General features: G+C 71.8%; 25 protein-coding genes. 9 read left to right on the top strand and 16 right to left on the bottom strand.

Annotation, left to right across the window (positions count from 1 at the left end):
• Position 1: 1 nt before the first annotated feature.
• Both KXC43_RS18160 and KXC43_RS18155 read right to left on the bottom strand, forming a co-directional pair.
• Positions 2 to 763 carry a hypothetical protein gene (locus KXC43_RS18160; RefSeq protein ID WP_221377255.1) on the bottom strand — a complete coding sequence of 254 codons (762 nt, stop codon included), beginning with the start codon at positions 761 to 763 and terminating at the stop codon, positions 2 to 4.
• On the bottom strand, positions 760 to 1,290 hold the full coding sequence (locus KXC43_RS18155; protein WP_221377254.1) for an RNA polymerase sigma factor: 531 nt from the start codon (positions 1,288 to 1,290) through the stop codon (positions 760 to 762). Before KXC43_RS18155 ends, KXC43_RS18160 begins: the two co-directional genes overlap by 4 nt.
• A gap of 119 nt (positions 1,291 to 1,409) precedes the next feature.
• Here KXC43_RS18155 and KXC43_RS18150 point away from each other — a divergent pair, with 119 nt between their 5' ends.
• Positions 1,410 to 1,643, top strand: a complete 234-nt coding sequence (locus tag KXC43_RS18150) for a hypothetical protein (protein ID WP_221377253.1) — start codon at positions 1,410 to 1,412, stop codon at positions 1,641 to 1,643.
• On the opposite strand, the gene KXC43_RS52365 is transcribed toward KXC43_RS18150, so the two are convergent.
• Positions 1,621 to 2,304, bottom strand: a complete 684-nt coding sequence (locus KXC43_RS52365; protein ID WP_308129135.1) for a nucleotidyltransferase domain-containing protein — start codon at positions 2,302 to 2,304, stop codon at positions 1,621 to 1,623. The genes KXC43_RS18150 and KXC43_RS52365 overlap by 23 nt on opposite strands.
• A 12-nt stretch (positions 2,305 to 2,316) precedes the next feature.
• Here KXC43_RS52365 and KXC43_RS18140 point away from each other — a divergent pair, with 12 nt between their 5' ends.
• Complete coding sequence (locus tag KXC43_RS18140) at positions 2,317 to 3,072, top strand: serine hydrolase (RefSeq protein WP_255644281.1); 756 nt, start codon at positions 2,317 to 2,319, stop codon at positions 3,070 to 3,072.
• A gap of 160 nt (positions 3,073 to 3,232) precedes the next feature.
• Here the strand turns inward: KXC43_RS18140 and KXC43_RS18135 are convergent, their stop codons facing one another.
• The 3 genes from KXC43_RS18135 to KXC43_RS18125 all read right to left on the bottom strand — a co-directional run bounded on the left by KXC43_RS18135 (position 3,233) and on the right by KXC43_RS18125 (position 6,828).
• Positions 3,233 to 5,125 (bottom strand): pectate lyase-like domain-containing protein, encoded by a 1,893-nt coding sequence (locus KXC43_RS18135; RefSeq protein ID WP_221377251.1) that lies wholly within the window; start codon positions 5,123 to 5,125, stop codon positions 3,233 to 3,235.
• A 201-nt stretch (positions 5,126 to 5,326) separates the two neighbouring features.
• Complete coding sequence (locus tag KXC43_RS18130) at positions 5,327 to 6,493, bottom strand: RNA polymerase sigma factor (protein ID WP_221377250.1); 1,167 nt, start codon at positions 6,491 to 6,493, stop codon at positions 5,327 to 5,329.
• Entirely contained in the window at positions 6,490 to 6,828 is a 339-nt protein-coding gene (locus tag KXC43_RS18125; protein ID WP_221377249.1) for a YciI family protein, read from the bottom strand. The genes KXC43_RS18130 and KXC43_RS18125 overlap by 4 nt, the downstream gene beginning before the upstream one ends.
• Before the next feature lie 182 nt (positions 6,829 to 7,010).
• Between KXC43_RS18125 and KXC43_RS18120 the strand changes: the two genes are divergently transcribed.
• Positions 7,011 to 8,387, top strand: a complete 1,377-nt coding sequence (locus KXC43_RS18120) for an FAD-binding oxidoreductase (protein WP_221377248.1) — start codon at positions 7,011 to 7,013, stop codon at positions 8,385 to 8,387.
• A gap of 116 nt (positions 8,388 to 8,503) precedes the next feature.
• Positions 8,504 to 9,151: a potassium channel family protein gene (locus tag KXC43_RS18115; RefSeq protein ID WP_221377247.1), complete on the top strand. Its 648-nt coding sequence runs from the start codon at positions 8,504 to 8,506 to the stop codon at positions 9,149 to 9,151.
• A gap of 6 nt (positions 9,152 to 9,157) precedes the next feature.
• On the opposite strand, the gene KXC43_RS18110 is transcribed toward KXC43_RS18115, so the two are convergent.
• The 4 genes from KXC43_RS18110 to KXC43_RS18095 form a co-directional block, all read right to left on the bottom strand.
• Complete coding sequence (locus KXC43_RS18110) at positions 9,158 to 9,907, bottom strand: hypothetical protein (protein ID WP_221377246.1); 750 nt, start codon at positions 9,905 to 9,907, stop codon at positions 9,158 to 9,160.
• 69 nt (positions 9,908 to 9,976) lie between these two features.
• Positions 9,977 to 10,684 carry an ABC transporter ATP-binding protein gene (locus tag KXC43_RS18105; RefSeq protein WP_221377245.1) on the bottom strand — a complete coding sequence of 236 codons (708 nt, stop codon included), beginning with the start codon at positions 10,682 to 10,684 and terminating at the stop codon, positions 9,977 to 9,979.
• The gene (locus tag KXC43_RS18100; RefSeq protein WP_221377244.1) at positions 10,657 to 11,478 is read right to left on the bottom strand and encodes an ABC transporter permease; all 822 of its coding nucleotides are present in this window, start codon (positions 11,476 to 11,478) and stop codon (positions 10,657 to 10,659) included. The genes KXC43_RS18105 and KXC43_RS18100 overlap by 28 nt, the downstream gene beginning before the upstream one ends.
• On the bottom strand, positions 11,475 to 12,422 hold the full coding sequence (locus KXC43_RS18095; protein WP_221377243.1) for an aliphatic sulfonate ABC transporter substrate-binding protein: 948 nt from the start codon (positions 12,420 to 12,422) through the stop codon (positions 11,475 to 11,477). The genes KXC43_RS18100 and KXC43_RS18095 overlap by 4 nt, the downstream gene beginning before the upstream one ends.
• Before the next feature lie 137 nt (positions 12,423 to 12,559).
• Here KXC43_RS18095 and KXC43_RS18090 point away from each other — a divergent pair, with 137 nt between their 5' ends.
• The 3 genes from KXC43_RS18090 to KXC43_RS18080 all read left to right on the top strand — a co-directional run bounded on the left by KXC43_RS18090 (position 12,560) and on the right by KXC43_RS18080 (position 14,270).
• Positions 12,560 to 12,937 (top strand): hypothetical protein, encoded by a 378-nt coding sequence (locus KXC43_RS18090; protein WP_221377242.1) that lies wholly within the window; start codon positions 12,560 to 12,562, stop codon positions 12,935 to 12,937.
• Between the two features lie 332 nt (positions 12,938 to 13,269).
• Positions 13,270 to 13,851: a hypothetical protein gene (locus tag KXC43_RS18085; protein ID WP_221377241.1), complete on the top strand. Its 582-nt coding sequence runs from the start codon at positions 13,270 to 13,272 to the stop codon at positions 13,849 to 13,851.
• Positions 13,848 to 14,270 (top strand): RDD family protein, encoded by a 423-nt coding sequence (locus tag KXC43_RS18080; RefSeq protein WP_221377240.1) that lies wholly within the window; start codon positions 13,848 to 13,850, stop codon positions 14,268 to 14,270. The genes KXC43_RS18085 and KXC43_RS18080 overlap by 4 nt, the downstream gene beginning before the upstream one ends.
• Here the strand turns inward: KXC43_RS18080 and KXC43_RS18075 are convergent.
• Complete coding sequence (locus tag KXC43_RS18075; RefSeq protein WP_221377239.1) at positions 14,267 to 15,157, bottom strand: LysR family transcriptional regulator; 891 nt, start codon at positions 15,155 to 15,157, stop codon at positions 14,267 to 14,269. The two genes, KXC43_RS18080 and KXC43_RS18075, sit on opposite strands and share 4 nt — an antisense overlap.
• Before the next feature lie 92 nt (positions 15,158 to 15,249).
• On the opposite strand from KXC43_RS18075, the gene KXC43_RS18070 reads away from it, so the two are divergent.
• Positions 15,250 to 18,633 (top strand): bifunctional proline dehydrogenase/L-glutamate gamma-semialdehyde dehydrogenase, encoded by a 3,384-nt coding sequence (locus tag KXC43_RS18070; RefSeq protein ID WP_221377238.1) that lies wholly within the window; start codon positions 15,250 to 15,252, stop codon positions 18,631 to 18,633.
• A 130-nt stretch (positions 18,634 to 18,763) separates the two neighbouring features.
• On the opposite strand, the gene KXC43_RS18065 is transcribed toward KXC43_RS18070, so the two are convergent.
• Both KXC43_RS18065 and KXC43_RS18060 read right to left on the bottom strand, forming a co-directional pair.
• On the bottom strand, positions 18,764 to 19,378 hold the full coding sequence (locus KXC43_RS18065) for an MSMEG_1061 family FMN-dependent PPOX-type flavoprotein (protein WP_221377237.1): 615 nt from the start codon (positions 19,376 to 19,378) through the stop codon (positions 18,764 to 18,766).
• Between the two features lie 9 nt (positions 19,379 to 19,387).
• Positions 19,388 to 20,329, bottom strand: coding sequence for a phosphoglycerate dehydrogenase (locus KXC43_RS18060; RefSeq protein ID WP_221377236.1), 942 nt, complete (start codon positions 20,327 to 20,329; stop codon positions 19,388 to 19,390).
• 24 nt (positions 20,330 to 20,353) lie between these two features.
• Between KXC43_RS18060 and KXC43_RS18055 the strand changes: the two genes are divergently transcribed.
• Positions 20,354 to 21,430, top strand: coding sequence for an aminotransferase-like domain-containing protein (locus KXC43_RS18055; RefSeq protein WP_221377235.1), 1,077 nt, complete (start codon positions 20,354 to 20,356; stop codon positions 21,428 to 21,430).
• A gap of 16 nt (positions 21,431 to 21,446) precedes the next feature.
• Here KXC43_RS18055 and KXC43_RS50990 read toward each other — a convergent pair whose 3' ends face one another.
• From KXC43_RS50990 to KXC43_RS53560, 3 genes are read right to left on the bottom strand one after another with little or no spacing between them, the layout of a single operon-like run.
• Positions 21,447 to 21,569, bottom strand: coding sequence for a hypothetical protein (locus KXC43_RS50990; RefSeq protein ID WP_255644279.1), 123 nt, complete (start codon positions 21,567 to 21,569; stop codon positions 21,447 to 21,449).
• A gap of 2 nt (positions 21,570 to 21,571) precedes the next feature.
• The gene (locus tag KXC43_RS18050; protein WP_221377234.1) at positions 21,572 to 21,814 is read right to left on the bottom strand and encodes a hypothetical protein; all 243 of its coding nucleotides are present in this window, start codon (positions 21,812 to 21,814) and stop codon (positions 21,572 to 21,574) included.
• Positions 21,811 to 22,311, bottom strand: a complete 501-nt coding sequence (locus KXC43_RS53560; RefSeq protein WP_438870900.1) for a formylglycine-generating enzyme family protein — start codon at positions 22,309 to 22,311, stop codon at positions 21,811 to 21,813. Before KXC43_RS53560 ends, KXC43_RS18050 begins: the two co-directional genes overlap by 4 nt.
• Between the last annotated feature and the right edge of the window lie 33 nt (positions 22,312 to 22,344).

Here is a 22,344-nt window from a genome sequence, read left to right as displayed (position 1 = left end):
GTCATCTCGACGGCTGCGCGTCCTCGATGGTCCGGCCGTCGTTCAGCAGCACGTCGTAAGTGCGCGGCACGTCACGCCACTTGCCGTTGCCGTCCTCGACCAGCGCCCGGCCCGGCCACCACGCGACCCAGCGGCCGTTGTGGACCGTCGCCTGCACGGACAGACCCTCGGTGTGGATGGTCAGACCCGCCACTCCGGGCCCGGCCGCCCCCTCGGTGATCGAAACGCCTTCGGGGAAGACCGAGAGGGCCCCTTCCATGAACCGGCCCGCCGGGGCCTTCTCGAACGGGCCGGAACTGCCGGAGGCGGTCGTCTTCACCTCGTCGACGTCGTCGGTGCCGGGCAGATTGTGGACCAGGCAGGACGCCTCCGATCCCGGGTTGTCGTAGCGGTAGACCATCGCCACGTATTCGCCCCGGCGTTCGGCCAGCACCAGTTCGGCCCGGTCGAGGTCCAGGTCTTTGTAGATGCGCATGTCATCCCGGCAGGCCGCGCCGACCAGCCCGGTCTCGGCCGACGTCAGCGGCACGGGGACCGGGGTCCACGTGGCGTACGCGCGGCCGTCGCCGCCCCACGGCGCTACCGCCAGCACGACGGCAACCGCGGCAGCCACGGCCGGAATCAGCATCCAGCCCCTTCGCCCGGCGAAGCGGCGGGGCGGATCGGGTGGAGTGGCGACGATGCGGTCCAGGGTGGTGGCGGCCCGCTCGTACTGCTCGAAGGTGGGTGCGGTGGCGACGTCCAGGGCTCGCAGCGACTTCACGACTGGGCCTCCATGAGCTCGGTGAGAAAGGCGCCCGGGGCGAGATGGCCGCGCAGGGCCCGGCGGGCGCGCATGAGCCGGATCCGGTAGGTCGCGGCGCTGATGCCGAGCACGCGGGCCGCCTGCGCCGAGGTCAGATCCTCGAACACGGCCAGGGCCAGGACTTCCTGCTCGGCCGGGCGCAGCCGGCGCCACGCGGTCGCCAGGTCGATCAGCTCGGCCGACGGCTCGCCCGGCTCGTTTCTCGAGGCGGACGCGACGCGGACCTCGAGGGCATCCTGGCGGCCCTGCCCACGGCGGGCGTTGAGCAAGCAGTGCCGGACGATGCCGAACACCCAGGCGCGGGCGTCGTCCCGCCGTCGCGGCGCGTCCTCGAACCGGCGCCACACCACCAGGAAAGCCTCGGCGACCACGTCCTCGGCCTGGTCCGGCTGCCCGCGGCGCTGAGCGAAGGCCAGGACGTCGGCGTACGCGTCGGCATAGAGCGCCCGGAAGCGCCCCTCCCGATCGGGTTGCAGTGTCGTCACACCCCTACCTGTCCGGTCGCCCGGCTGTTGTTACACGGGCGACGCGCGTGAAACTCGACGCGCTCCGCCGCCCTCGAAAATTGTTCGCCCTGGCTGTCGAGGCTGCCCATTCTGGGCTGGTGAAGATCAGGGAGTGCCGGGCCGAGGCCGTCGTTGTCGCGCGCGGTGTCGAGCGGCTCGGGATGGGTGTGGACGACTCGAACGGGCGGGCGGCGGCCCTCTACCGGCGGCTCTGCTACGGAGAGACGGGCTGCCGGTATCTCGACCGCTACCACTACGTCGACGACGCGGGCGCCCGCCACGAGGTGGCCGACCCGTGCCGGTTCCTGGTCAGAGCGCTCGGGACAGGATGAGGTCGATGTCGGCGCCCCACTCGTCGAGGACGTCGCCGTGGCCGTGGGCGAGGGCCAGCTCGGCCACGGCGGGGAACAGCTCGACCGGGTGGTCGGCCACGTGGGCCGGCGCCAGGGCTTGGTTCCACGGGTCCGGCAGCGGGTGGGTGGCCAGCTCCCACTCCAGGTACTTGTTGTACGGGCGGATCCGGCCGTGCAGGGCGAACACCGTTTCCAGCAGCCACGGGACGCTCTCACGCTCGTCCATCAAGGCGGCCTCCGGGAGTCCGTCGCGGCGACTCTTGACGGCTCGGTAGAGCTGGTTCACGTACCCGTCCAGGGACTCCCGCGCCCACGAGCGGGCCTCCTCCGCGGTCGGGACGGCCTGTCGTTCGACCAGGGCCGCCACCCCGCCCCGGTCGAGCAGCACCTGGGCGCCGCGGAAGCCGTACCGTGGCCACCGCATCGACGTGTCGGACAGCTGCTCCGCGGTGAGCGCGCCGAGATCCAGCTCCGGCGAGCGATCACGCTGCCAGGCGTCCGAGGGGGCGGTGAGGACCACGATCACGTCGACGTCGGAGTGGTCGGTGGCCAGGCCGCGGGCATGCGACCCGGTGAGGATCACGCCGATCACCCCGGGGTCGGCCGTCGCGCGGGTCAGGAGATCATCGAGGAGGGGCACGAGAATGATCCTATGGATCTTCAGGACGTTGTCGACCGGGTTGTCGCGGGCACACCGGGCGTGAGGTGGTCGATCGCCGTGCCGGGGCGGGCCGCGTACGCGCCGCGGCGGCGGCTGCGGACCGCCAGCATCGGCAAGCTGCTGTTGCTGACCGAAGTCGCGCGCGGCATCGAGGCCGGCGAGCTCGACCCGTACGAGCTGCTCGCCAAGGATCCGGCCCTTGCCGTCGCCGACTCGGGGCTGTGGCAGCATCTGGCCGTCGAGGCGCTGCCGATCGCCGATCTGGCGGTGCTGATCGCGGCCGTGAGCGACAACTACGCCACGAATGCGCTGCTCGCGCGGGTCGGGCTGCCCGCCGTGCGGCGAACGGCCACGGAGCTGGGGCTGCACGACAGTCAACTGCTTGACCGCGTACGCAACAAGCGCGAAACCCACCACCCGCCGACGCTCTCGACCGGCGCCGCCGGCGAACTGGCCGTCCTGATGCAACGGATCGCCCGCCGGGAACTGCTGACGCCGGCGGTGTCCGAGCGGATCGACGCCTGGCTCGCCACCAGCGCCGACCTGTCGATGGTCGCGTCCGGCTTCCACGACGATCCGCTGGCGCACACCGGCAGCGTTCGCAACAAAACGGGCACGGACGACGGCATCCGCGCCGATGTCGGTTATCGGGGCGATCAGGCGTACGCCGTTCTGGCCAACTTCGCGCCCGGCGACACCGCCGTGGTCTTGCACGCCATGCGCGAAATAGGAACCGCACTGTCGTAAAGCCGCAGCATCCTGAGCTGTTCGGACAATGCCGAAACGGCTGGGCGGGGGCAGAATGGCGGACGGGACGGGTGCCTACCCCGCCAGGAGGCATCCTTCCCCTGAACGTGGAAAAGGCCGGAACTCCCCGAGAGGGTTCCGGCCTTTCCTCATCCGATCGTCACGGCGCCGGATAGTCCGTCACGAAGACCGGCTGTCCGACCTTGGTCATGTCGGCGGCCGCGCCCTCCCCGTTGACGACGTGGTTGATCACGCCGGCGCTGAGGTTGACGGTCATGATGTGGTGCAGCTTCACACCGGGGCGCTTCGGCACCTCGAAACCGTTCTCGGTCTCGATGGCCGGGTTGTTCTGGTTGAAGACGTAGACCCCCGCGCCGTACAGCGTGTGGTTCCTGACCTTGTCTCCGACCTTGTACCCGGCGTAGCCCTTGACGTTGCCGTTCATCCAGTCCGCCTGCGTCGGCGGGTCGTACGGCAACTCGTTCTGGTAGAGCACCGTGACGCCCTTCTCGCCGTTCCAGACGGTGTTGTACTTCTGGAAGTGCTCGACGAACAGGCCCGTCGCGGTCACGTTGTCGCCGTTGATGACGGCGCCGTAGCGACCGGTGTTGGTGCGCCACCGCTGGGTGTCGCCGTTCACGCCCTCGGTGAAGCCCTCGACGCCGTGGTCACCGCGCCACACCCAGGTGTGGTCGATCAGCACGTTGTCGCTGTTCACCTCGAGCGCGGTGTCGACCTTGCCGATGTGCGGGCCGCCCACCCGGAAGTAGACGTCCGACAGCGTGGTCGGGTTCGCGGCCGAGCTGATGCCCAGCCCGTTCTTGTTGCCGACCTGCAGCAGGTTCTTCGACTCCTTGAGACCCGCGTCGATCGTGACACCCGCGATGATCACACCGGGGACGTCGGCCACCTTGATCGGCGTGGCCCCGTTGACCGCGGTCAGCGTGGCGTGGCCGATCCCGAGCACGACCTGGTTCGGCCGCAGCACGTGGATGGTCTGATCGATGTTGTAGACGCCCGGCGTGAACAGCAGGTTCTTGCCGAGCAGGAGGTTCGCGTTGATAAGCCACTCGGGGTCGGACGGCTTCGCGACGAAGAAGTCGCTCAGCGGGATCGTCCGGCCACTCGTGAGGTCCTCGGCCCAGCTGACACCGCTGGTGTTGCGGTGGGCACTCGGCACGCGGACGGCGTACTTGCCCTTGGCGTCGACGAACAGGAAGGGCTTCTCCCGGCTCAGCGGCGTCTTCTCCAGGGTCGTGTACGGCGGGTTCGGGAACGTCGCGTCGTCCGGCGCGCCCTCGACGCCGGCGAACACCTGGTTCCACACCGCGTTGGACCAGTTGCCGACCTTGCTGTTGCGGGTCAGCCACTGCTGCTGCGAACCGTTGGTGACCGCGCCGAACTGCGAGTCGGCGATGAAACCACCACTGGCGTACTGCGGACCGGCAGTGCAGTAGTCCATCAGCGTGAAGCCGCCGTCGACGTTGAGCCGGCGCAGCGACACGGCCTGCGAGACAGCCCAGAAGTTGGCGCCGGCCCGGCACCCGTCCTGGCCCGCTCCGTTGACCTTGATGGAGAGGTTCGACAGCGTGCGCCAGAAGTTGACCAGCGCGAGGCAGTTCGCGGTGCCGTTCTCGGTGAGGCAGCGGTTGTAGACCTCCACCTTGCCGTTGATCACCACGTCGTTCGGGGAAGCGCCGAGGCCGGAGACCTCGGTGTAGTAACCGACCTTGATCTGCAGCGGCTGGGCGTCGGTGCCGTACGTGCCCGGCTTGAACAGGAAGGCGTACCGGTTGGTTCCCATTTCGGCGTTGACCTGCTGCGCGTACGCGGCATCGAGCTTCGCCTGAATGTCGGCGACCGGCATGCTCGGGTCGAAAATGGTGACGTTGGCGCCGAAATTAGGGGTGGCCGTGTTGGCGGCCGGAATTGCGGTGGGGGCTGCGGCGGCGGGCACGCTGGTGAGCGCACCCACGGTGACCGTGGCGAGCCCAACGGCGAAAATCCGTCGCAGTTGCCGGCGACCGGACGGCCGCCCGGCGTTTGTCGTCATGCGGGAAGGTCCCTTCCGTTAACGGGGGAGCAACAAACTGGATCACAGCAAGCAATAGACCCATCGACATGTCAAGAACCGGAGCGACCGCCGGGTACGGCATTCGCACAGGCATCGGACATCTCGCCGCGGTTCCGGAACGCACCTTGCCCGAATGGCCCCAGGGAACGGATGTTCGGACGCCGGAACCGGTACCGGCGATCACCCGGTACCGGTACCGGGAGCGCTTTCCCGACGCCGCCGGAGATGGTCACGCTCCGTGTCGGTCGGGGCCAGCGCCAGGGCGATGTCGAACTGTTCCACTGCCGCAGCGGTCCGGCCGAGCCGCAGGAGCATCTCGGCCCGGGCGGCCGGCAGGTGATGGTTGCCGGGCAGGTCGACATCGAGCAGATCGAGCGCGGCGGCCGGGCCCTCGGCCTCGGCGACGGCGACGGCCCGGTTGAGCCGCACGACGGGCGAGCCGGTCAGGTCCTCGAGGCGCGCGTAGAGCGCCGCGATCGCGGGCCAGTCGGTGTCGGCGGCCTGCCGGGCGATGGCGTGGTGGGCGGCGATCCGAGCCTGCAGGCGGTACGGGCCGACGGGCGCAGGCGTGTCGAGCAGCGTGAGCGCCTCGGCGATGGCGCGGCTGTCCCATCGGCTACGGTCCTGGTCCGGCAGTAGGACGATATTTCCGTCGGACAATCGGGCGTGCCGGCGCGAGTGCTGCAGCAGCATCAGGGCCAGCAGCGCGGTCGTCTCGGGGGCGGGCGGCATCAGGCGGCAGATCCGGATCGCCTCGGCCGCGAGTTCGTGCCGGTGCGACCGGTACCCCTCGGTGAAAAGCAGGTAGAGCACGGCGAGAACGCCCTCGGCCCGGGCCGGCAGGTCGTGCGGCGACGGCACACCGAGCGGGATCCCGGCGGCACGGATCTTCTGCTTGGCCCGGGTGATCCGGGCGGCCATGGTCGGCTCACCCACCAGGAAGAGCCGGGCGATCTCGGGAGCCGTCAGCCCGGCCACGAAGCGCAGGGTGAGGGCGACGCGGGCCTCGAGGCCGAGCGCGGGATGGCAACAGGCGAAGAGCAGCTGCAGGGAATCGTCCGCTTCCGGGTCGTTGTCCGCCGCTCGCGCCTCCGGGGTGATCAGCCGCGGGAGGTAGCGGAGCAGGGTCTCGTCGCGGCGGCGGCGGTCGACAGCCCGGCGGCGGGCCACCGACAGCAGCCAGGCCGCCGGGCGCTGCGGGACGCCCCCGCCCGGCCACTGGCTGGTGGCGGCGGCGAAGGCGTCCTGCAACGCGTCCTCGGCCAGGTCGAAGCTGCGCAGCTCGGCGACCAGGGTGGCCAGCAGCGGTCCCCGGTGCTCGCGGAAGGCGGCCTCGACGGCGCTCATTCGTACGCGACCACCGGCCGCACCTCGACGATGTCACCCAACTCGGCGAGGGCGCGTCCGAACTCGAGCGCCTCGTCGAGGTCCCGCGCCTCGACCAGGTAGAAGCCGCCCAACTGCTCGGCTGTCTCGGCGTACGGGCCATCGGTGAGCAGGCCGCCGGAGCGGATGGTCGTGGCAGTGCCGGAGAGCGCGAGCTCCTCGCCGCCCCGGTCGGCGCCCCGGTCCTTCAGCAGGGCGGCGAACCGGCCATGTGCCTCGTACGCCTGGCGCCTCTGCTCCTCGTCGGCCTCGGCCCAGTTCTTCTCGGTCTGGTAGATCAGCAGCGCGTACTTCATCCGTACCTCCCGGACTCATCATGGATGTCATCCGGTCGTCGTACGACGTCCCGCGAAATCGACAATGCGGCGCGATCAGAGCCGGCGCCCGCAAGAATTCCTCAGGTGAGTTTTAAGCCGATCGCAAGTGGGCTCGGTCAGAGTCCCCGGTGTCGCCACACAGCAGACCGGAAGGGACCACCATGACCACCGCCGTCGAAACCTTCGAGGCGCTCCGTCGCCGGCTCACCGGGGCGCTCGCCGTACCCGGAGAGCCGCTCCACGCCGAGCTGGCGACCGGATTCAACGTCGCGATCGCCGCGACACCCGCGGCCGTCGTCGAAGCCCGCGACGCGCGGGATGTCGCCGAGACCGTGCGCTTCGCCGCCGCGACCGGACGGGCGGTCGCCGTGCAGGCCACCGGGCACGGCCTGGCCGGCCCGCTCGACGGCGCAATTCTCGTACACACCCGGCGCCTCGACGAGTGCGTCGTGCACCCCGACGGATGGGCGCGGGTCGGCGCCGGGGTGCGCTGGCAGCAGGTGCTCGACGCGGCCGCCCCGCACGGTCTGGCCCCGCTGTGCGGCTCCGCCCCCGGGGTGGGCGTCGTCGGCTACACCACCGGCGGCGGGCTGGGCCCGGTCGCCCGCACCTTCGGCTGGGCCTCCGATCGCGTACGCGCCATCGAGATCGTCACCGGTGACGGTGTGGCCCGCCGGGTGACAGCGGTCGACGAGCCCGAGCTGTTCTGGGGAGTGCGCGGCGGCAAGGGGGCGCTGGGCGTCGTCACGGCGCTCGAGTTCGACCTGGTGCCGCTGCCGTCGTTGTACGCCGGGGCGCTCTACTTCGCCGGCGCCGACGCCTCGGTGGTCGTGCACCGATGGCGGGAGTGGTCGTCCGCCCTGCCGCCCGAGGCGACCACGTCGCTCGCGCTGCTGCAGCTGCCCCCGATGCCGGGCGTGCCCGAGCCTCTGGCCGGCACGTTCACGGTCGCGGTGCGATTCGCCTGGACGGGCGCCCCGGAGTCCGGGGAAGCCGTGCTCGCTCCCTTGCGGGCGGCCGCGGCGCCTCTCATCGACGCCGTTCAGACCATCCCGTACGCGGCCATCGGCATGGTGCACGCCGACCCGCCCGGCCCGATGCCCGTGCTCGAGGAGACCGACCTGCTGTCGTCGCTGCCCGCCGAGGCCGTGGACGCCCTGCTGGCCGTGGCCGGCCCGGACGCCCGCTCGCCGCAGGTGATCGTCGAGCTGCGCCAGCTGGGCGGCGCGCTGGCCGCCGAGCCGGCGCACCCGAGCGCCCTCTGCCACCGCGACGCGGCGTTCGTCCTGACCGTCATCGGCGTCCCGGCGCCGCCCGTCGCCGACGCGATCGGCCCGCACGCCGCCGCGCTGCGCTCGGCGCTCGCCCCGTGGGCCACGGGCGGGGCGCTGCCCAACCACGGCGCTGCGGCCGGCCAGGAGCGGATCGCCCGCTCGTACGACCCGGCGACCCTGGCCCGGCTGACGTCGCTGGCCGAGCGCTACGACCCGGCGAACGTGCTACGTGCCGGCCAGGTCCCGCTCCGCTCCGCCGCCTGACCTGGCGTCGCTGTCATCTTCCGTGGCGCGTGACCGGGCGGGGTCGCGCGCCACGGACCGGTTCTCCTCCGCAGCGCGCGATTCGCGCGAGAACAGCGCGGTTCTAGCGTCGGGCGATGACGGACGGGATCGCAACCGGCAAACGGGGCTACGCCCCCGTGATAGGCCTCATCGTTCTCACCTATGTGCTGGCCACCTCGGTCACCGAGCGCGTCGGCGTCACGCTCGTGCTGGTCGTTCAGATCGGCACGGTATGGCAGGTGCTGCGGCTGGCCTCGATCCGCTCGCGCCTGCGCCAGGCCGCCACCGCGGTCTTCGCCCTGGCTCTCGTGACCGCCGCGTGGGCGCTCGTCCTGCCGGCCGGCTGGCTGATGGGATCGACCTTCCTGGCGGGCTGCGTGCTGTACGCGATCGCGCCCGTGGCCATCGTGGCCGACCTCGTCCGCCGCGCCGTCGACCGTGAGCTGATGCTGGGCGCTCTTGCGGCCTACCTGATGCTGGGCATGGCGTTCGGCTTCGCCTACCGCGGCGTGGCCTTTCTGCAGCCCGGCCCGTTCTTCGCCGACGCCGGCGACGCCGCTTTGCCCGACACCCTCTTCTTCAGCTTCGTCACGCTCACCACCACCGGCTACGGCGATCTGGTGCCCGCGGGCAACCCCGGCCGCAGTCTGGCCGTCCTCGAAGCCCTGACCGGCCAGCTCTTCCTGGTCACAGCCGTGGCCAAGGTCGTCGAAGCCTGGCGCCCACGCCGGCGGCGGCCCTGACCGGGCTCACATGAGCCAGGGGTCCATCCCGGAGCCGCCCCGCGGCGGGTCGGCGAAGATCGGCGGCGGCCGGCGGCGGCGCCGGACCACCCGGGCCAGCCGCGCGAGCACCACCCCACCCGGCCCCGGCAGCCCGAAGCCGAGCCGCGTCAGATCGCGCGCGGTCGGCCCGGTCGGAATGTCGCGCGGCAGGGCCGCGACGGCGACCAGCCAGGTGGGCAGTCCCAGCAGCCGCAGCATGCGCGCGAGCCGCTCCGACTCGATGACGCTCTCCGGGTCGAGCCGCTCGTCCAGCACCTCGGCGAGCTCTCTGCCCCGCTCGGGATGCCCGGCGGCCGCGGCGATCCCGCCGGCCGCCGAGACACCCAGCGGATCGTCCAGGACGTCGTCCGCGGCCCCCGGCTCGCGCGACGGGTCGCTCACATAGCGACCGACCTCGTCGTCACCCACCCGAGCCACCAGAGCGAGCTGACGATCGGCGAGCACCCGCACCACCAGCACCGTGGCCCCGAGCTCCCCGGCCAGCACCTCGCCGGCCCCGGCGATCCCCCGCCGCTGAGACGCTACGGCGCCGTTCCCCGGCACGGCGAGGACCGGCAGCCACCCGCTCTCGGCCGCGCCGACCCACCCGGTGAAGCGGATGCGCCGCAGAACCCCCAGCACGCCCGCGGCGTCACCGTCGCGCACCAGAGCGACGGCGTAGGAGTCGCCCACCGGTCCACCGACCTCAGGACCGGGACCGAACGGGTAGACCATCCTCCGATGATCCCACCCGGCCGGCGCTGCCGCCGGTCAGCGGCGGCCGAGCTCCTCTGGAGCATGGCCTTAGGGCACAGGCACGCCCAGCAGTTCGAGGAGTCGGCGGCGCAGGTTGCCGAAGCCCGGGGCGTCCGGAGCCCGCGGGTGGGCGAGCTCCACCGGCAGATCGGCCGCGATGACGCCGCGGTCGAGCACCAGAGCGCGGTCGGCCAGCAGCAAGGCCTCGTCCACGTCGTGGGTCACCAACAGCGCGGCGAAGCCGTGGCGGGCCCGCAAGCGGCCGAACAGCTCCTGCATGCGCAGGCGGGTCAGCGCGTCCAGAGCGCCGAAGGGCTCGTCGAGGAGCAGCACCGACGGTTGCCGGGCCAGGGCCCGCGCGAAGGCCACCCGCTGCGCCTGGCCGCCGGAGAGTTCGATCGGCCAGGCCCGGGCCCGGTCGGCCAGGCCCACCTCGGCCAGTGCGTCGGTGCAGCGGGAACGGTCGCTCACGCCCAGGCCGACGTTGTCGAGCACCCGCTTCCACGGGAGCAGACGATGCTCCTGGAAGACGACCGCATTCCGGCTGGGCACCGTGAAGTCGCCCGAGGCGGCCGGGTCGAGGCCGGCCAGGATGCGGAGCAGCGTGCTCTTGCCGGAGCCGCTGCCGCCCAGCAGGGCGACCACTTCACCGGGGGCGACGTCCAGGTCGACGCCGTCGAGGACGGTGGTGGGACCGAAGGCCCGGCGCACGTTCCGGGCCCGTACGACTAGGTCGCCTGCAGGCCTCGGCGCCACGCCAGGGCCCTCCTCTCGAGGATGCGGAGCAACAGGTCCGAGAGCAGCCCCAGACCGGCGTAGACGAACAGGCCCAGCACCACGACGTCGGTCTGGCTGAACTCGCGGGCCTCCATCATGAGGAAGCCGATGCCGTTCTGGGTGTTGGTCTGCTCGCCGACCACCAGGCTCAGCCACGCGGCGCCGATCGCCAGCCGCAGGCCCAGGAAGAGCGAGGGCAGCGCGCCCGGCAGGATGACGTGGCGGATGCGTTGCCAGGTGCCCAGACCGCACGTCCGCGCGGCTTCGACCAGGCGCTCGTCGATGTCGCGGATTCCGGCGTACGTGTTGAAGTAGAGCGGGAAGAAGACGCCGAGCGCCACCAGCGTGATCTTCATGGACTCGCCGATGCCGACCCAGATGATGAGCAGCGGGACGAGCGCCAGATGCGGGAGCATGCGAGCCATCTGCACGGGCGGGTCGATCGCGTCGTCGCCGGCCCGCAACAGCCCGGCCACCGAACCGAGCACCAGGGCCAGCACTCCCCCGATGAGCAGCCCGATCGCGGCGCGGGTGAGCGAGTCCAGCAGGTGGTCGCCGAGGGTGCCGTCACGCGCGAGGCGCCATCCGGTCCGCAGCACCGTGCTCGGCGCCGGCAGCTTGTCCTCGGCGATCAGACCGGCCCGCGACGCCACTTCCCACACCACCAGGATGAGTACGGGGCTCAGGGCGCGTTGCCACCGGAGGCGGCGCTTGGCCGGCGGAGGCGTTGCCCGGGAGGCGACCGACGTGTCGGGCGCCGCCACGATCGTCACGGCGCGGCCTCGGCGAACCGCGGGTCCACCAGCGACTTCATGTCCACCTTCCCGGGAATGAGCTCCAGCGACGTGAAGCCGTCGGCGATGGTCTGCAGTTCGGCGCCGATGGTCGCGTCCAACTGGCCGACCGGCTGGGCCGCACGGGCCAGGGCCCGCTTCGTGGTCGGCTCGTCGATCTTCAGTTCGGGCGCCAGGACCTTGGCCCGCTCGTCGGCGTGGGCGATGCCCCAGGCGGTCGTCTTCTCGTACGCATGCAGGAAGCTCTTGATCTGCTCGGTCTTCCGATCGGCGGCGTCCTTGCTCACCAGGATGTATTCACGGTTGTTGGCGACCCCCGAGGCGTCGGCGAGCACCTGGACGGCGGGCTGCTCGGCCAGCGCGAAGTACGGATCCCAGATCACCCAGGCGTCGACCTGGTCGTTGTCGAAGGCGGGCCGGCCCTCGGCGGGCTTCAGGTATTTGACGTTGATGTCCTGCAGGGTCATCTGGTTGGCCTCGAGCAGCTTCAGGAGCAGCCAGTGCACGTTGGAGCCCTTGTTGAGCGCCACCGTCTTCCCCTTGAGGTCGGCGAAGCTCTTGTACCCCTTGGACTCCTTCACCAGCACGGCTTCGCTCTTGGGCGACGGCGCCCCCACGCCGGCCACCACGAACGGCGTCTTCGCGGCCGCGGCGAAGATCGGCGGCGCCTCCCCCGTCTGTCCGAGGTCGATCGCCCCCGCCTTCAGGGCTTCGGTCAACGCGGGCCCGCTCTCGAAGAGCGACCAGGTCACTCCGGGCGCGTCCCCCCGCGCCTTGACCAGGCTGAGCCCTCCGAACCGCTGATAGCCGATCCGCAGCCCCGAATCCCCACCAGTGGCGGAATCGGACGAGGAGTCGTCCCCGCAGCCACCGAGGGCCACAGCAAGAACCACGGTCGCGAGCACCGCTAACGATCGACGCATGCCCCGGAGTCTATATAGCCGATAGGAGATAGGGAAAGTGTCATCGATGTGTGTCTACTTCTGGCCACATCTTCGAGGCCGGTCCACTTTGGCCCTACGGTGGCTGCATCGTCGAAACAGAAACGGAGGAACACCGGATGATTCGCCACCGGAACGTACGCCGAGGGGTCCTGCTGACCCTTCTCGCCTCGCTCTGCTCCGTGCCCGTCGTGGTCACCGGAGCCACCGCGGCCAGCGCTGCCGCCTGCACCGGCCGGCTCACGAGCTCCCCGAACAGCGTCCAGATCGTGGGATACCAGCGCAAGTACGGCTACACCGCCACCATCGTCGCGGGCCAGACCACCAACGAGAACGCGAACGACCCCGTCGACCGGTTCCGGATCTTCCCCGGCGGGGTCGCCACGGTCGAGTACTGGCACCTGGTGAGCGGCCGTTCACTCGGCACCCACTACAACGTGATCGCCGGCAATTACTGGAAGGACGTCTGTCACCGCGCGTTCGTCACGGTCTCCTGACCTCGATCCCGGGCAGCAGCATCCGCACCAATCGCCGACCGGGCGGGGTTCGCGCCTGACACGCCGTGGGCCCGGCTCCCGGTACTCATCCCTGACAGATGAGGTGCGGGCGAGACGCCGGAGGGACCATGGCCGCGGTGGCCGGGGAGCACCGGCCTGGCAGCTGGAGGTCCGCAATGCTTGGTTTCTCCGGCCCGGAGCCGGCAGCCCACGAGCCGGCGCCTCAGGGGCCGGCAGCCCACGAGCCGGCCCCCCACGAGTCGGCGCCTCAGGGGCCAACAGCCGGCCCGGGCGGATGGAGAGACGTCGCGATCGGCGCAGGAGCCCGGCTGGTGCTAGGCGCGGCAGGGGCGGGAACGGCGGTTCGCGTACGGGTGGACGGCAGCGCGGCTGGGTTGCGGCGCTGGGCCGGCGAGCTGGCGGAGCAGGGAGCCGCCGAGCGCGGCCGAGCCGCCGAGACCATGGCCGAACAGCGGAGCCGTGCGGCGGCCACCGTGGCGAGCCGGCGGAGCCGGATGGCGTCCGCCGTCGAGGCCGCGGTCGACGCTGTGGCCACTTCGCCGCTGGTCGACCGGGTGGTGGACGCTCAGGTCTCCCGGATCTTGCGGCCACTGGTGCGCACCGTGCTCGACGATGTGCTGACGCTGCTCGAGCAGGAGCCGGAACGCATCCAGCCGCTCGTGCGCGGGCAGCGCGACTCGATGGTGGACGAGCTGGTCGGCCGGATCCGGACCGGAGCGGCCGCCGGTGACGACGCCGTCGACCGGATGACCTCGCGGATGCGGTGGGGCAAGGCCCGCCCGGCGCGGATCGGTGAGGCGCCGGTCGCGCCATCGCCGGTGAACGATCCGGCCGTCGCGCCGACGCCGGCCAACGGCGGGGTTCCGTCCGCGCCGCCCGGCGACCGGCGGTGACCTATGCCGGCGCGGTCAGCCGGCTGCTCGCCTATCTGATCGACGCCCTGCTGCTCGTGGCCGCCGCCACCGGCGCCATCGCCACGGTGGCGCTGGTGGCCCAGGTCGGCGGCGCTCCGTTGGAGGGGCTCGACCGGCTGCTCACAGCGACGTACACCCTCGGCCTGCCCACGGTGTTCGCGGCCGGCTGCACCCTGTTCTGGGCGCTGGCCGGGCGCACCCCGGGCATGGCCCTGCTCGGGTTGCGGGTGGTCACCGTCGACGGCCGCCCGCTGCGCTGGCCGGCCGCGCTCCTGCGGGCCGTCGTGCTGGCCTATTTCCCGATCGGCGCGGCCTGGCTGCTGGTGGACCGGCGGCGCCAGGCCCTGCACGACAAGCTCGCTCGCACCGCGGTGACGCGCCCGGCGGACGGCGGCTAACCCGCCACCCGTTCCAGCGTTTCGCGCAGGGCCCGCGCGGCCGGGGAGGCGGCGCCGGAGAGGCGCTGCGCGGTGAAGATGGTGCGGCGCGGCAGGTCGGGGAGGGTGAGCAGGCGGCAGGACGTGTCGCGGCCGGCCCAGACCAGGTCGGGGATGAGGGCCACGGCGTTGCCGGACTCGACGAGGCGGATGTGGGCCTGCAGGTCGGCGGTCTCGTAGCGTACGTCCGGTTCGAAGCCGGTGGAGCGGCACAGCTGCTCGGCGAAGTGGCGGGACGCGGTGCCGCGCGGCTCCATCACCCAGGGCATCTGGCGGGTCTCGTCGAGCGACGCCACCGGGTGCAGCGCCGCACCCGGGGCGGGCAGGGCGAGGCGGATCGCGTCGGTGGTCAGCGGGCGGCGGTCGAGGCCGGGGTGGTGTGGCGCGGCGTGGGCCGGGTATTGCTCGGCGATAACCATGTCGAAGTCGCGGGCCCAGGTCTCGCGCAGGGCCTGTTCGGGCTCGCGTTGCACCATCTCGACCCGTACGTCGGGAAAGCGGGTGGCCATGGCCAGCAGAGTCGCCGGCATGAGGGCCAGCGCGGCCGACTGGAAGACGGCCACGCGCACCCGGCCGCTGACCGTCGCGGTCGAGGCCTGCAGCCGGGCCTCGGCCCGCTCCAGCGTGTCGAGCACCTCCCCCACCGAGTCGACCAGCACCTCGGCCTGCGGCGTCAGCTGCACACCCCGGCCGGACTTGCGCAGCAGCGGCATGCCGGCTTCCTTCTCGAGCTGGCTGAGCTGTTGCGACACCGCCGACGGCGAGAAGTTGAGGGCCTCGGCGACGGCCGCGATCGTGCCCCGGACGGCCAGTTCGCGCAGCAGCACCAGGCGGCGGATCTCCAGCACGTCGACCTCCGCGGAAACATTAAGCAGAACTGAAGAGTACTCGTCGAAAACCGTCGCTTTTCCTGAACGAAACCCGGAAGGACACTTTCGGCATGTCTGATGTCGCCCAGTCGCCGGCCGAGAAGGTCGAGCACGCCGAACTCGCTGATGAGGCCATCGCCCTGGTCCGGCGCTGGCTGCACGAGGCTTCCACCATCAAGCCCACCGCCTCGGCGGCGCAGCTGGCCGGCCTGCTGCGCGACCCGAAGGGCCTCGCCTTCGCGGTCGGCTTCGTCGACGGCGTCGTGCGCCCCGAGGACGTGCGGGTCAGCGCCCGCGCCCTGCACGCGCTGGCGCCCGACGTTCCCCGCTTCCTGCCCGCTCCCCTGCGCGGCGCGGTGCGGCTCGGCGGCGTGCTCGCCCCGGTCATGCCGGGCGTGGTCGTGCCGATCGCCCGCCGCGTGCTGCGCCGCATGGTCGGCCACCTCGTCGTCGACGCCACCGACGCCAAGCTGGGCCGGGCCATCGCGAAGATCAAGCGCCGCGACGTACGCCTGAACGTCAACCTGCTGGGCGAGGCCGTGCTCGGCCGGGGCGAGGCGACCCGGCGGCTGCGCGAGACCGAGCGGCTGCTCGGCCGCGACGACGTCGACTACGTGTCGATCAAGGTGTCGTCGACCGTCGCCCCGCACAACCCGTGGGCGTTCGACGAGGCCGTCACCGAGATCGTCGAGCAGCTCACCCCGCTGTTCACGCTGGCTGCCACCGCCCGTACGCGCAAGTTCGTCAACCTCGACATGGAGGAGTACAAGGACCTCGACCTCACGATCGCGGTCTTCACCCGCCTGCTCGACCAGCCCGAGCTGCGCGACCTCGAGGCCGGCATCGTGCTGCAGGCCTACCTGCCGGACGCGCTCGCCGCGATGATCCGCCTGCAGGAGTGGTCGGCCAAGCGCCGGGCCGACGGGGGCGCGGGCATCAAGGTGCGCCTGGTCAAGGGGGCCAACCTGCCGATGGAGCAGGTCGAGGCGACCGTGCACGGCTGGCCGCTGGCCACCTGGGGCAGCAAGCAGGGGACCGACACCAACTACAAGCGGGTGCTCGACTACGCGCTGCACCCGGACCGCATCGGCAACGTGCGGCTGGGCGTGGCCGGTCACAATCTCTTCGACATCGCGTACGCGTGGCTGCTGGCCGGTCGGCGCGGGGTGCGCGCGGGCATCGAGTTCGAGATGCTGCTCGGCATGGCCGAGGGCCAGGCCGAGGTGGTCCGGCGTGAGGTCGGCGGGCTGCTGCTCTACACCCCGGTCGTACGGCCGGAGCAGTTCGACGTCGCCATCGCCTACCTCATCCGCCGCCTCGAAGAGGGCGCGAGCAGCGACAACTTCATGTCGGCGGTGTTCGAGCTGGACAGCGACTCGGCCCTCTTCGCCCGCGAGCGCGACCGCTTCCTGGCCTCGCTGGAGCAGCTGGACGACGAGGTGCCGGCTCCGCGCCGCATCGCCGTGCGGCCGCCGATCGAGCCCGGGCGGTTCGCCAACACCCCCGACACCGATCCTGCCGTCGCCGCCAACCGGTCCCAGGTCCGCGAGATCTTGAAGCGCGTGCCCACCTCGACGATCGGGGTGGAAGCAATCAACGCCGCCCGGGTGACCGACGAGCGCCGCCTCGACGACCGCCTCGGCGCGGCCGCCGCTGCCGCCACCGCCTGGGGCGCGATGACGGGCACATCACGCGGTGCCGTGCTGCACCGGATCGGCGAGGCCCTGGAGACCCACCGCCTCGACCTGCTCGAGGTCATGGCGTCCGAGGCGGGCAAGACGGCCGACCAGGCCGACCCCGAGATCTCCGAAGCCATCGACTTCGCGCACTACTACGGCGACCTGGCCGCCGAACTCGACTCGGTCGACGGCGCGGTGGCCGTCCCCGAGAAGCTCACTCTGGTCACGCCGCCGTGGAACTTCCCGGTGGCCATCCCGGCCGGCTCGGTGCTGGCCGCGCTGGCCGCCGGTTCCGGGGTGGCGCTCAAGCCGGCCGGCCCCGCCGAGCGCTGCGGCGCCGTACTGGCCGAGATCATCAAGCCGGTGCTGCCCGACGCCGACCTGCTCACCCTGGTCCAGGTCGAGGAGCGGGCCCTGGGCAAGCAGCTGATCAGCCACGCCCTGGTCGACCGGGTCATCCTGACCGGGGCCTACGAGACGGCCGAGCTGTTCCGCTCGTTCCGCACCGACCTGCCGCTGCTGGCCGAGACCAGCGGCAAGAACGCCATCATCGTGACCCCCAGCGCCGACCTCGACCTTGCCGTCAAGGACGTGATCAGCTCCGCCTTCGGGCATGCCGGGCAGAAGTGCTCGGCCGCCTCGCTGGTCATCCTGGTCGGCTCGGTGGCCCGCTCCGAGCGGTTCCGTCACCAGCTGCTCGACGCCGCCCGGTCGCTGACCGTGGGCCGGCCGTCGGACCCGCGCAGCCAGGTCGGCCCGGTGATCGAGCCGGCCGCGGGCAAGCTGCTGGACGGCCTGACCAAGCTCGGCCCGGGCGAGTCGTGGCTGCTCGAGCCGAAGTCGCTGGACGACACCGGCCGGCTGTGGAGCCCGGGCATCCGCGACGGCGTGACCCGCGGGTCGGACTACCACCGCACCGAGTACTTCGGGCCCATCCTCGGCGTCATGACCGCCGAGACCCTCGACGAGGCGATCGACCTGGTCAACGACGTCGACTTCGGCCTCACCTCGGGTCTGCACTCCCTCGACCCGGACGAGCTGGCGCTCTGGCTCGACCGGGTGCAGGCGGGCAACCTGTACGTGAACCGCGGCATCACCGGCGCCATCGTGCGCCGCCAGCCGTTCGGTGGCTGGAAGCGCTCGGCCGTCGGCCCCGGCACCAAGGCGGGTGGCCCGAACTACCTGGTCGGCCTGACCGGCTGGCAGTCGGCCTCGTCGTCCTCCTCTGCCAAGATCGACAACGGTGCGGTGCGGGCGCTGCTCACGGCGGCCGGCAACGACCCGATGCTCGAGCGCGCGGCCCGCAGCGACGCCGCGGCGTGGGCGTCATCTTTCGGTACGACAGCGGACGTGTCGGGGCTTTGGGCCGAGCGCAACGTGCTGCGCTACCTGCCGGTGCCGGTCGAGGTGCGGCTGGCTCCCGGCGGTTCGATCGCCGAGCTGCTGCGGGTCGTCGCCGCGGGTCTGCGCGCGGGCGCGCCGTTCCGGGTCTCGACCGCCTCCTCCTTGCCGGTTGACCTGCCGGTCGACGTACGGATCGAGGATGACGAGACGTTCGCGGCCGGTCTGCGGGGCGTCAACCGCGTACGGCTGGTCGGCGGTTCCGCCGAAGCATTGGCCCGGGCCACCGGCGGACGCCCCGACCTGGCGGTCTGGTCGCACCCCGTGACCGAGGCGGGCCGCGTCGAGATGCTGCCGTTCCTGCACGAGCAGGCGGTCAGCATCACGGCCCACCGCTTCGGCAACCCCGACAAGCTGGCCCAGTCAGTCCTGTAGGCGCCTGGTTGACCAACGGCCGCGCGGCCGTACCACCGCGCGGCCGTCTCCAGCTGTTCGGCAAATCACGACCGGCAACCCTGTGGACAACTCGGATTGCCCACTTTGCGCCGTGCACTTTCAGGCGGGGCTAGTAGGGGTCGGCCGCGGCCAGGTCGAGGGCGTCGTCGATGACCTTGGCCTCGACCTCGGTGCCCGAGATGCTCTTGGCGATCTGGCCCGCGCTGGGGACGTCGCCCTTCACCGGCCAGGTGGACGTGTCCCACAGGCGCGAGCGCGTGAAGGCCCGCGCACAGTGCAGGAACAACTCCTCGACGACGACCTCGACGGCCAGGTCGGGCGTCACGCCCTTCATCGCCATCCGGTCGAGGTAGGGCGCCTCGGCGACGATCCGGGCGCGGCCGTTGACCCGTACGGTGTCGCCCGAGCCCGGCACCATGAAGACCATCCCCACCCGGGGCCGCTGCAGCACGTTCACCAGGCTGTCCAGGCGCCCGTTGCCCTTGCGGTCGGCGAACGCCAGCGTCCGGTCGTCGAGCACCAGCACACTGCCCGCCGGGTCACCCCGCGGCGATACGTCGCAGGTGCCGTCCTCGGCCGTGGTGGCCAGCAGGAAGAACGGGCTCATCTCGATGAACCGGCGCGACTCGGGGTCGATGTGGTCGATGCCCTTCTCCGCGATGAAACGCGGCGGCGGGGCCACGTATTCGCGAAGCTCGGCCTCGGTCTCGATCACCCTCGTCATCAGGCGAGGCTAACTTTGCACGACGTTGCGGAGCGAGCGTCCCTCCTGGAATGCGACCAAGTTCTCGCTGACCAACGCGTCGGCCCCGATGGGCCGGCCGCCGGCGACGTGCGGCGTGACGATCACGTTGGGCTCGTTCCACAGGCCGGACGACTCGGGCAGCGGCTCGGTCTCGAACACGTCGAGCGCCGCCCCACCGATGCGCCCGTCCCCGAGCGCGTCGAGCAGCGCGTCCTCGTCGAGGGTGACGCCCCGGCCCACGTTGACCACCCAGGCGTGCTCGGGCAGCAGATCGAACACCTCCGCGCCGAGGGCGTGGGTGGTCGACTCCGAGGCGGGCAGGATGCCGATCAGCACGTCCGTGGCGGGCAGCAGCCGCGGGAGGTCGGCCTCGGTGACGACGTCGAAGCCCGCGCGCGTGCCGGCGGTGCGGGCCACGCCGGTCACCTTGGCGCCCAGTGCCTTCAGGTGCGGCGCCAGGACGGCCGCGATGCTGCCGAACCCCCAGATCACCACGGTGGCGTCGCGCAGCGTGTAGAAGCCCTGAGTGGCCGGGGCGGCCTGAAGCTCGCGCATCTCGTCGGCCCAGTGGTGGGCAGCCTGGGCCCGCAGGAGCACGTGCAGATGGCGTACGGCGGCCAGCGTCAGCGCCAGGGTGTGCTCGGCGACCGTCTCGTCGTGCAGGCCGCGCCCCGAGGTGACCACGACGTCGGGCCCGAAGCCGGCCGCGAGCACCGCGTCGGGCCCGGCGGCCAGGGTCTGCACCCAGCGCAGCTGCTTGAGCCGCCCGGCCGCGTCCCGCAGCTGGTCGCCCGGGTTGTTCCAGACGACGAGCACCTCGGCGTCGGCGTGCTCCTCGGGAATCGGCCGGGCATGCGCATAACGGACGGCGGTGACCCCCTCCGGCAACTGCGGGTCGAGGTGCGCGCTGTCCGGCAACAGAATCTTCATGGTGCCCAGACTAGATTCGGGACGGTGACGATCGTCCAGTTCGAGCACCGGCCCGGGATCCTCGACCTCGGCTGGGGGCACCCGCGCCCGGCTCTGCTGCCCCTCGCCGAGTGGTCACAGGCCGGGGCACAGAGCATTGCGGCGTACGGCTGGCAGGCCCTCACCTACGGCCACGCGCCCGGCCCGGCGCCCCTGATCGACTGGCTCTGCGCACACGTCGGCGACGCCACCGCCGACCAGACGTTCGTGACGGCCGGCGCCTCGCACGGGCTCGCCCTGCTCACCCAGCTGCTGGCCGAGCCGGGCGACACCGTGCTGGTCGACTCGCCCACCTACCACCTGGCGTTCAAGATCTTCACCGACCACGGCGTGCGGCTCGTGCCGGCGCCAGCGGACGAGCACGGCCTGCTGCCCGCCGAGACGGCCGCGCTGGCCCGGTCGCTCGACGCCGTCTTCCTCTACCTGGTGCCCACGTTCGGCAACCCGACCGGGCGCAGCCTGCCGCCCGAACGCCGGCGCGAACTGGTCTGCCAGGGCCTGACCGTCATCGAGGACGACACGTACCGCGAGTTGTACTACGGCGACGCCGCACCGCCCGCGCTGTGGCATCTGGCCGAACAGGACGGCGTCATCCGCCTCGGGTCGTTCGCCAAGACCGTGGCGCCCGGGCTGCGGCTGGGCTGGATCAACGCGTCCCCCTTCCTGGTCGACCGCCTGACCCGGCTGGGCTACGTGCACAGCGGCGGCGGCGTCAACCACTCGGTGGCGATGACGATGGCCGCGTACGGCTCGTCCGGGGCGTACGCGAAGCACGTGGCCACCCTGCGCGAGCGGTACCGGGAGCAACGGGACGCGCTGACCGGCGCCCTCGGAACGCCCCCACCGGACGGCGGCTGGTTCGTCTGGCTGCCGCTACCACCTCACCTCGACGCGGCGACCCTGCTGCCGGTCGCGGAACGTCACGGCGTCTCGTTCGTGCCCGGCACCGCCTTCTACGCCGGCGGCCGGGGTGGTTCCGACCGCGTCCGGCTGAGCTTCTCGCACCTGTCCCCGGCCGACCTGACCGAGGCAGCGGCGCGTCTCGGCCCGCTGCTCGACTGAAGCGGTGTGGCCTGGCTCAGAAGACGTGCGCCCAGCCGGCAGCCATGCTGACCGTTGTCCCGTCCTCCTCGCCGGCGGTCGCGATCGCGTCGGTGGCGCGGTCGATGTGGGCGAACTCGCTGTCGGTGTCGTCGTGCACGATCAGCAGGCGGAGCGGGTCGCGGCGGCCGGGCCGTCGTCGAAGATGTCCCGTTCCGCGGTGTGCACGAGGCGGCCGTCGCGGTATTCGAGGGCCACGGAGTTGCCGATCACCCGGCGGTAGGGGGACTGCCACTTGCCGGCCCGGCGAGGCTTTCCGGTTTGGTGGGCGTCGCTGTAACAGCTCAGACCGGTGATGCCGATGTCGTCGCCCCAGGTCACCAGGATGTTGCGCTGTGCGGTCATGCCGTGCTCCTCCGATTCGGGGCCGGGCGGTGCGGCTTCAGGGCCGGACGATGCTGCGGAAACCCAGGTGGGAGGTGGACGTGTCGACGGCCTGCGGCATCCGCGCCGCAGGCCGGTAGCGACGGCAGTGGTTCGGTGAGCAGAGGTGCGAGCCGCCCTTCGTCACCTTGCGCGGGATGCGCAGCCCCCCGGACTGCACGGTCATGGCTGGTGTCGCGGTCACCGCCGCGGGGATTCGCCACCGCGCAGCAGGCGTGCTCGGCCGGGCGGTGCTCGCCGTACCAGTCGGCAGTCCACTCCCAGACGTTGCCGATCATGTCGTGCAGGCCCGGGTAGCTCGCCGGATCGGCCGGCCGTTCCGCGACGGTGACATGCCCGGTCCGGCGGACGAACACGGCGAACTCGGCGTTGGTCACCGTGTGCGGATCCATCCAGAAGCCGTCGACACTCGCCGGATGGGCGGGCGCCTCTTCCGGATAGTGCTCGTCGGAGCCCATCCGAAGCGGCCACCGGGGATCCACACCATGCCG

The sequence above is a fragment of the Paractinoplanes polyasparticus genome, assembly GCF_019710575.1.
Lineage (GTDB): Bacteria > Actinomycetota > Actinomycetes > Mycobacteriales > Micromonosporaceae > Actinoplanes > Actinoplanes polyasparticus.
The sequence above is the reverse complement of the archived record's forward strand: the minus strand, read 5'-3'. Positions and strand labels throughout refer to the sequence as shown.

What these genes read in the sequence shown, in the direction of transcription:
- KXC43_RS18140 (WP_255644281.1), top strand. Translation starts at nt 2,317, where the DNA reads ATGGATCTTCAGGACGTTGTCGACCGGGTTGTCGCGGGCACACCGGGC.
- KXC43_RS18135 (WP_221377251.1), bottom strand. Translation starts at nt 5,125, where the DNA reads ATGACGACAAACGCCGGGCGGCCGTCCGGTCGCCGGCAACTGCGACGG.
- KXC43_RS18130 (WP_221377250.1), bottom strand. Translation starts at nt 6,493, where the DNA reads ATGAGCGCCGTCGAGGCCGCCTTCCGCGAGCACCGGGGACCGCTGCTG.
- KXC43_RS18125 (WP_221377249.1), bottom strand. Translation starts at nt 6,828, where the DNA reads ATGAAGTACGCGCTGCTGATCTACCAGACCGAGAAGAACTGGGCCGAG.
- KXC43_RS18120 (WP_221377248.1), top strand. Translation starts at nt 7,011, where the DNA reads ATGACCACCGCCGTCGAAACCTTCGAGGCGCTCCGTCGCCGGCTCACC.
- KXC43_RS18115 (WP_221377247.1), top strand. Translation starts at nt 8,504, where the DNA reads ATGACGGACGGGATCGCAACCGGCAAACGGGGCTACGCCCCCGTGATA.
- KXC43_RS18110 (WP_221377246.1), bottom strand. Translation starts at nt 9,907, where the DNA reads ATGGTCTACCCGTTCGGTCCCGGTCCTGAGGTCGGTGGACCGGTGGGC.
- KXC43_RS18095 (WP_221377243.1), bottom strand. Translation starts at nt 12,422, where the DNA reads ATGCGTCGATCGTTAGCGGTGCTCGCGACCGTGGTTCTTGCTGTGGCC.
- KXC43_RS18090 (WP_221377242.1), top strand. Translation starts at nt 12,560, where the DNA reads ATGATTCGCCACCGGAACGTACGCCGAGGGGTCCTGCTGACCCTTCTC.
- KXC43_RS18070 (WP_221377238.1), top strand. Translation starts at nt 15,250, where the DNA reads ATGTCTGATGTCGCCCAGTCGCCGGCCGAGAAGGTCGAGCACGCCGAA.
- KXC43_RS18065 (WP_221377237.1), bottom strand. Translation starts at nt 19,378, where the DNA reads ATGACGAGGGTGATCGAGACCGAGGCCGAGCTTCGCGAATACGTGGCC.
- KXC43_RS18060 (WP_221377236.1), bottom strand. Translation starts at nt 20,329, where the DNA reads ATGAAGATTCTGTTGCCGGACAGCGCGCACCTCGACCCGCAGTTGCCG.
- KXC43_RS18050 (WP_221377234.1), bottom strand. Translation starts at nt 21,814, where the DNA reads ATGACCGCACAGCGCAACATCCTGGTGACCTGGGGCGACGACATCGGC.
- KXC43_RS53560 (WP_438870900.1), bottom strand. Translation starts at nt 22,311, where the DNA reads ATGGGCTCCGACGAGCACTATCCGGAAGAGGCGCCCGCCCATCCGGCG.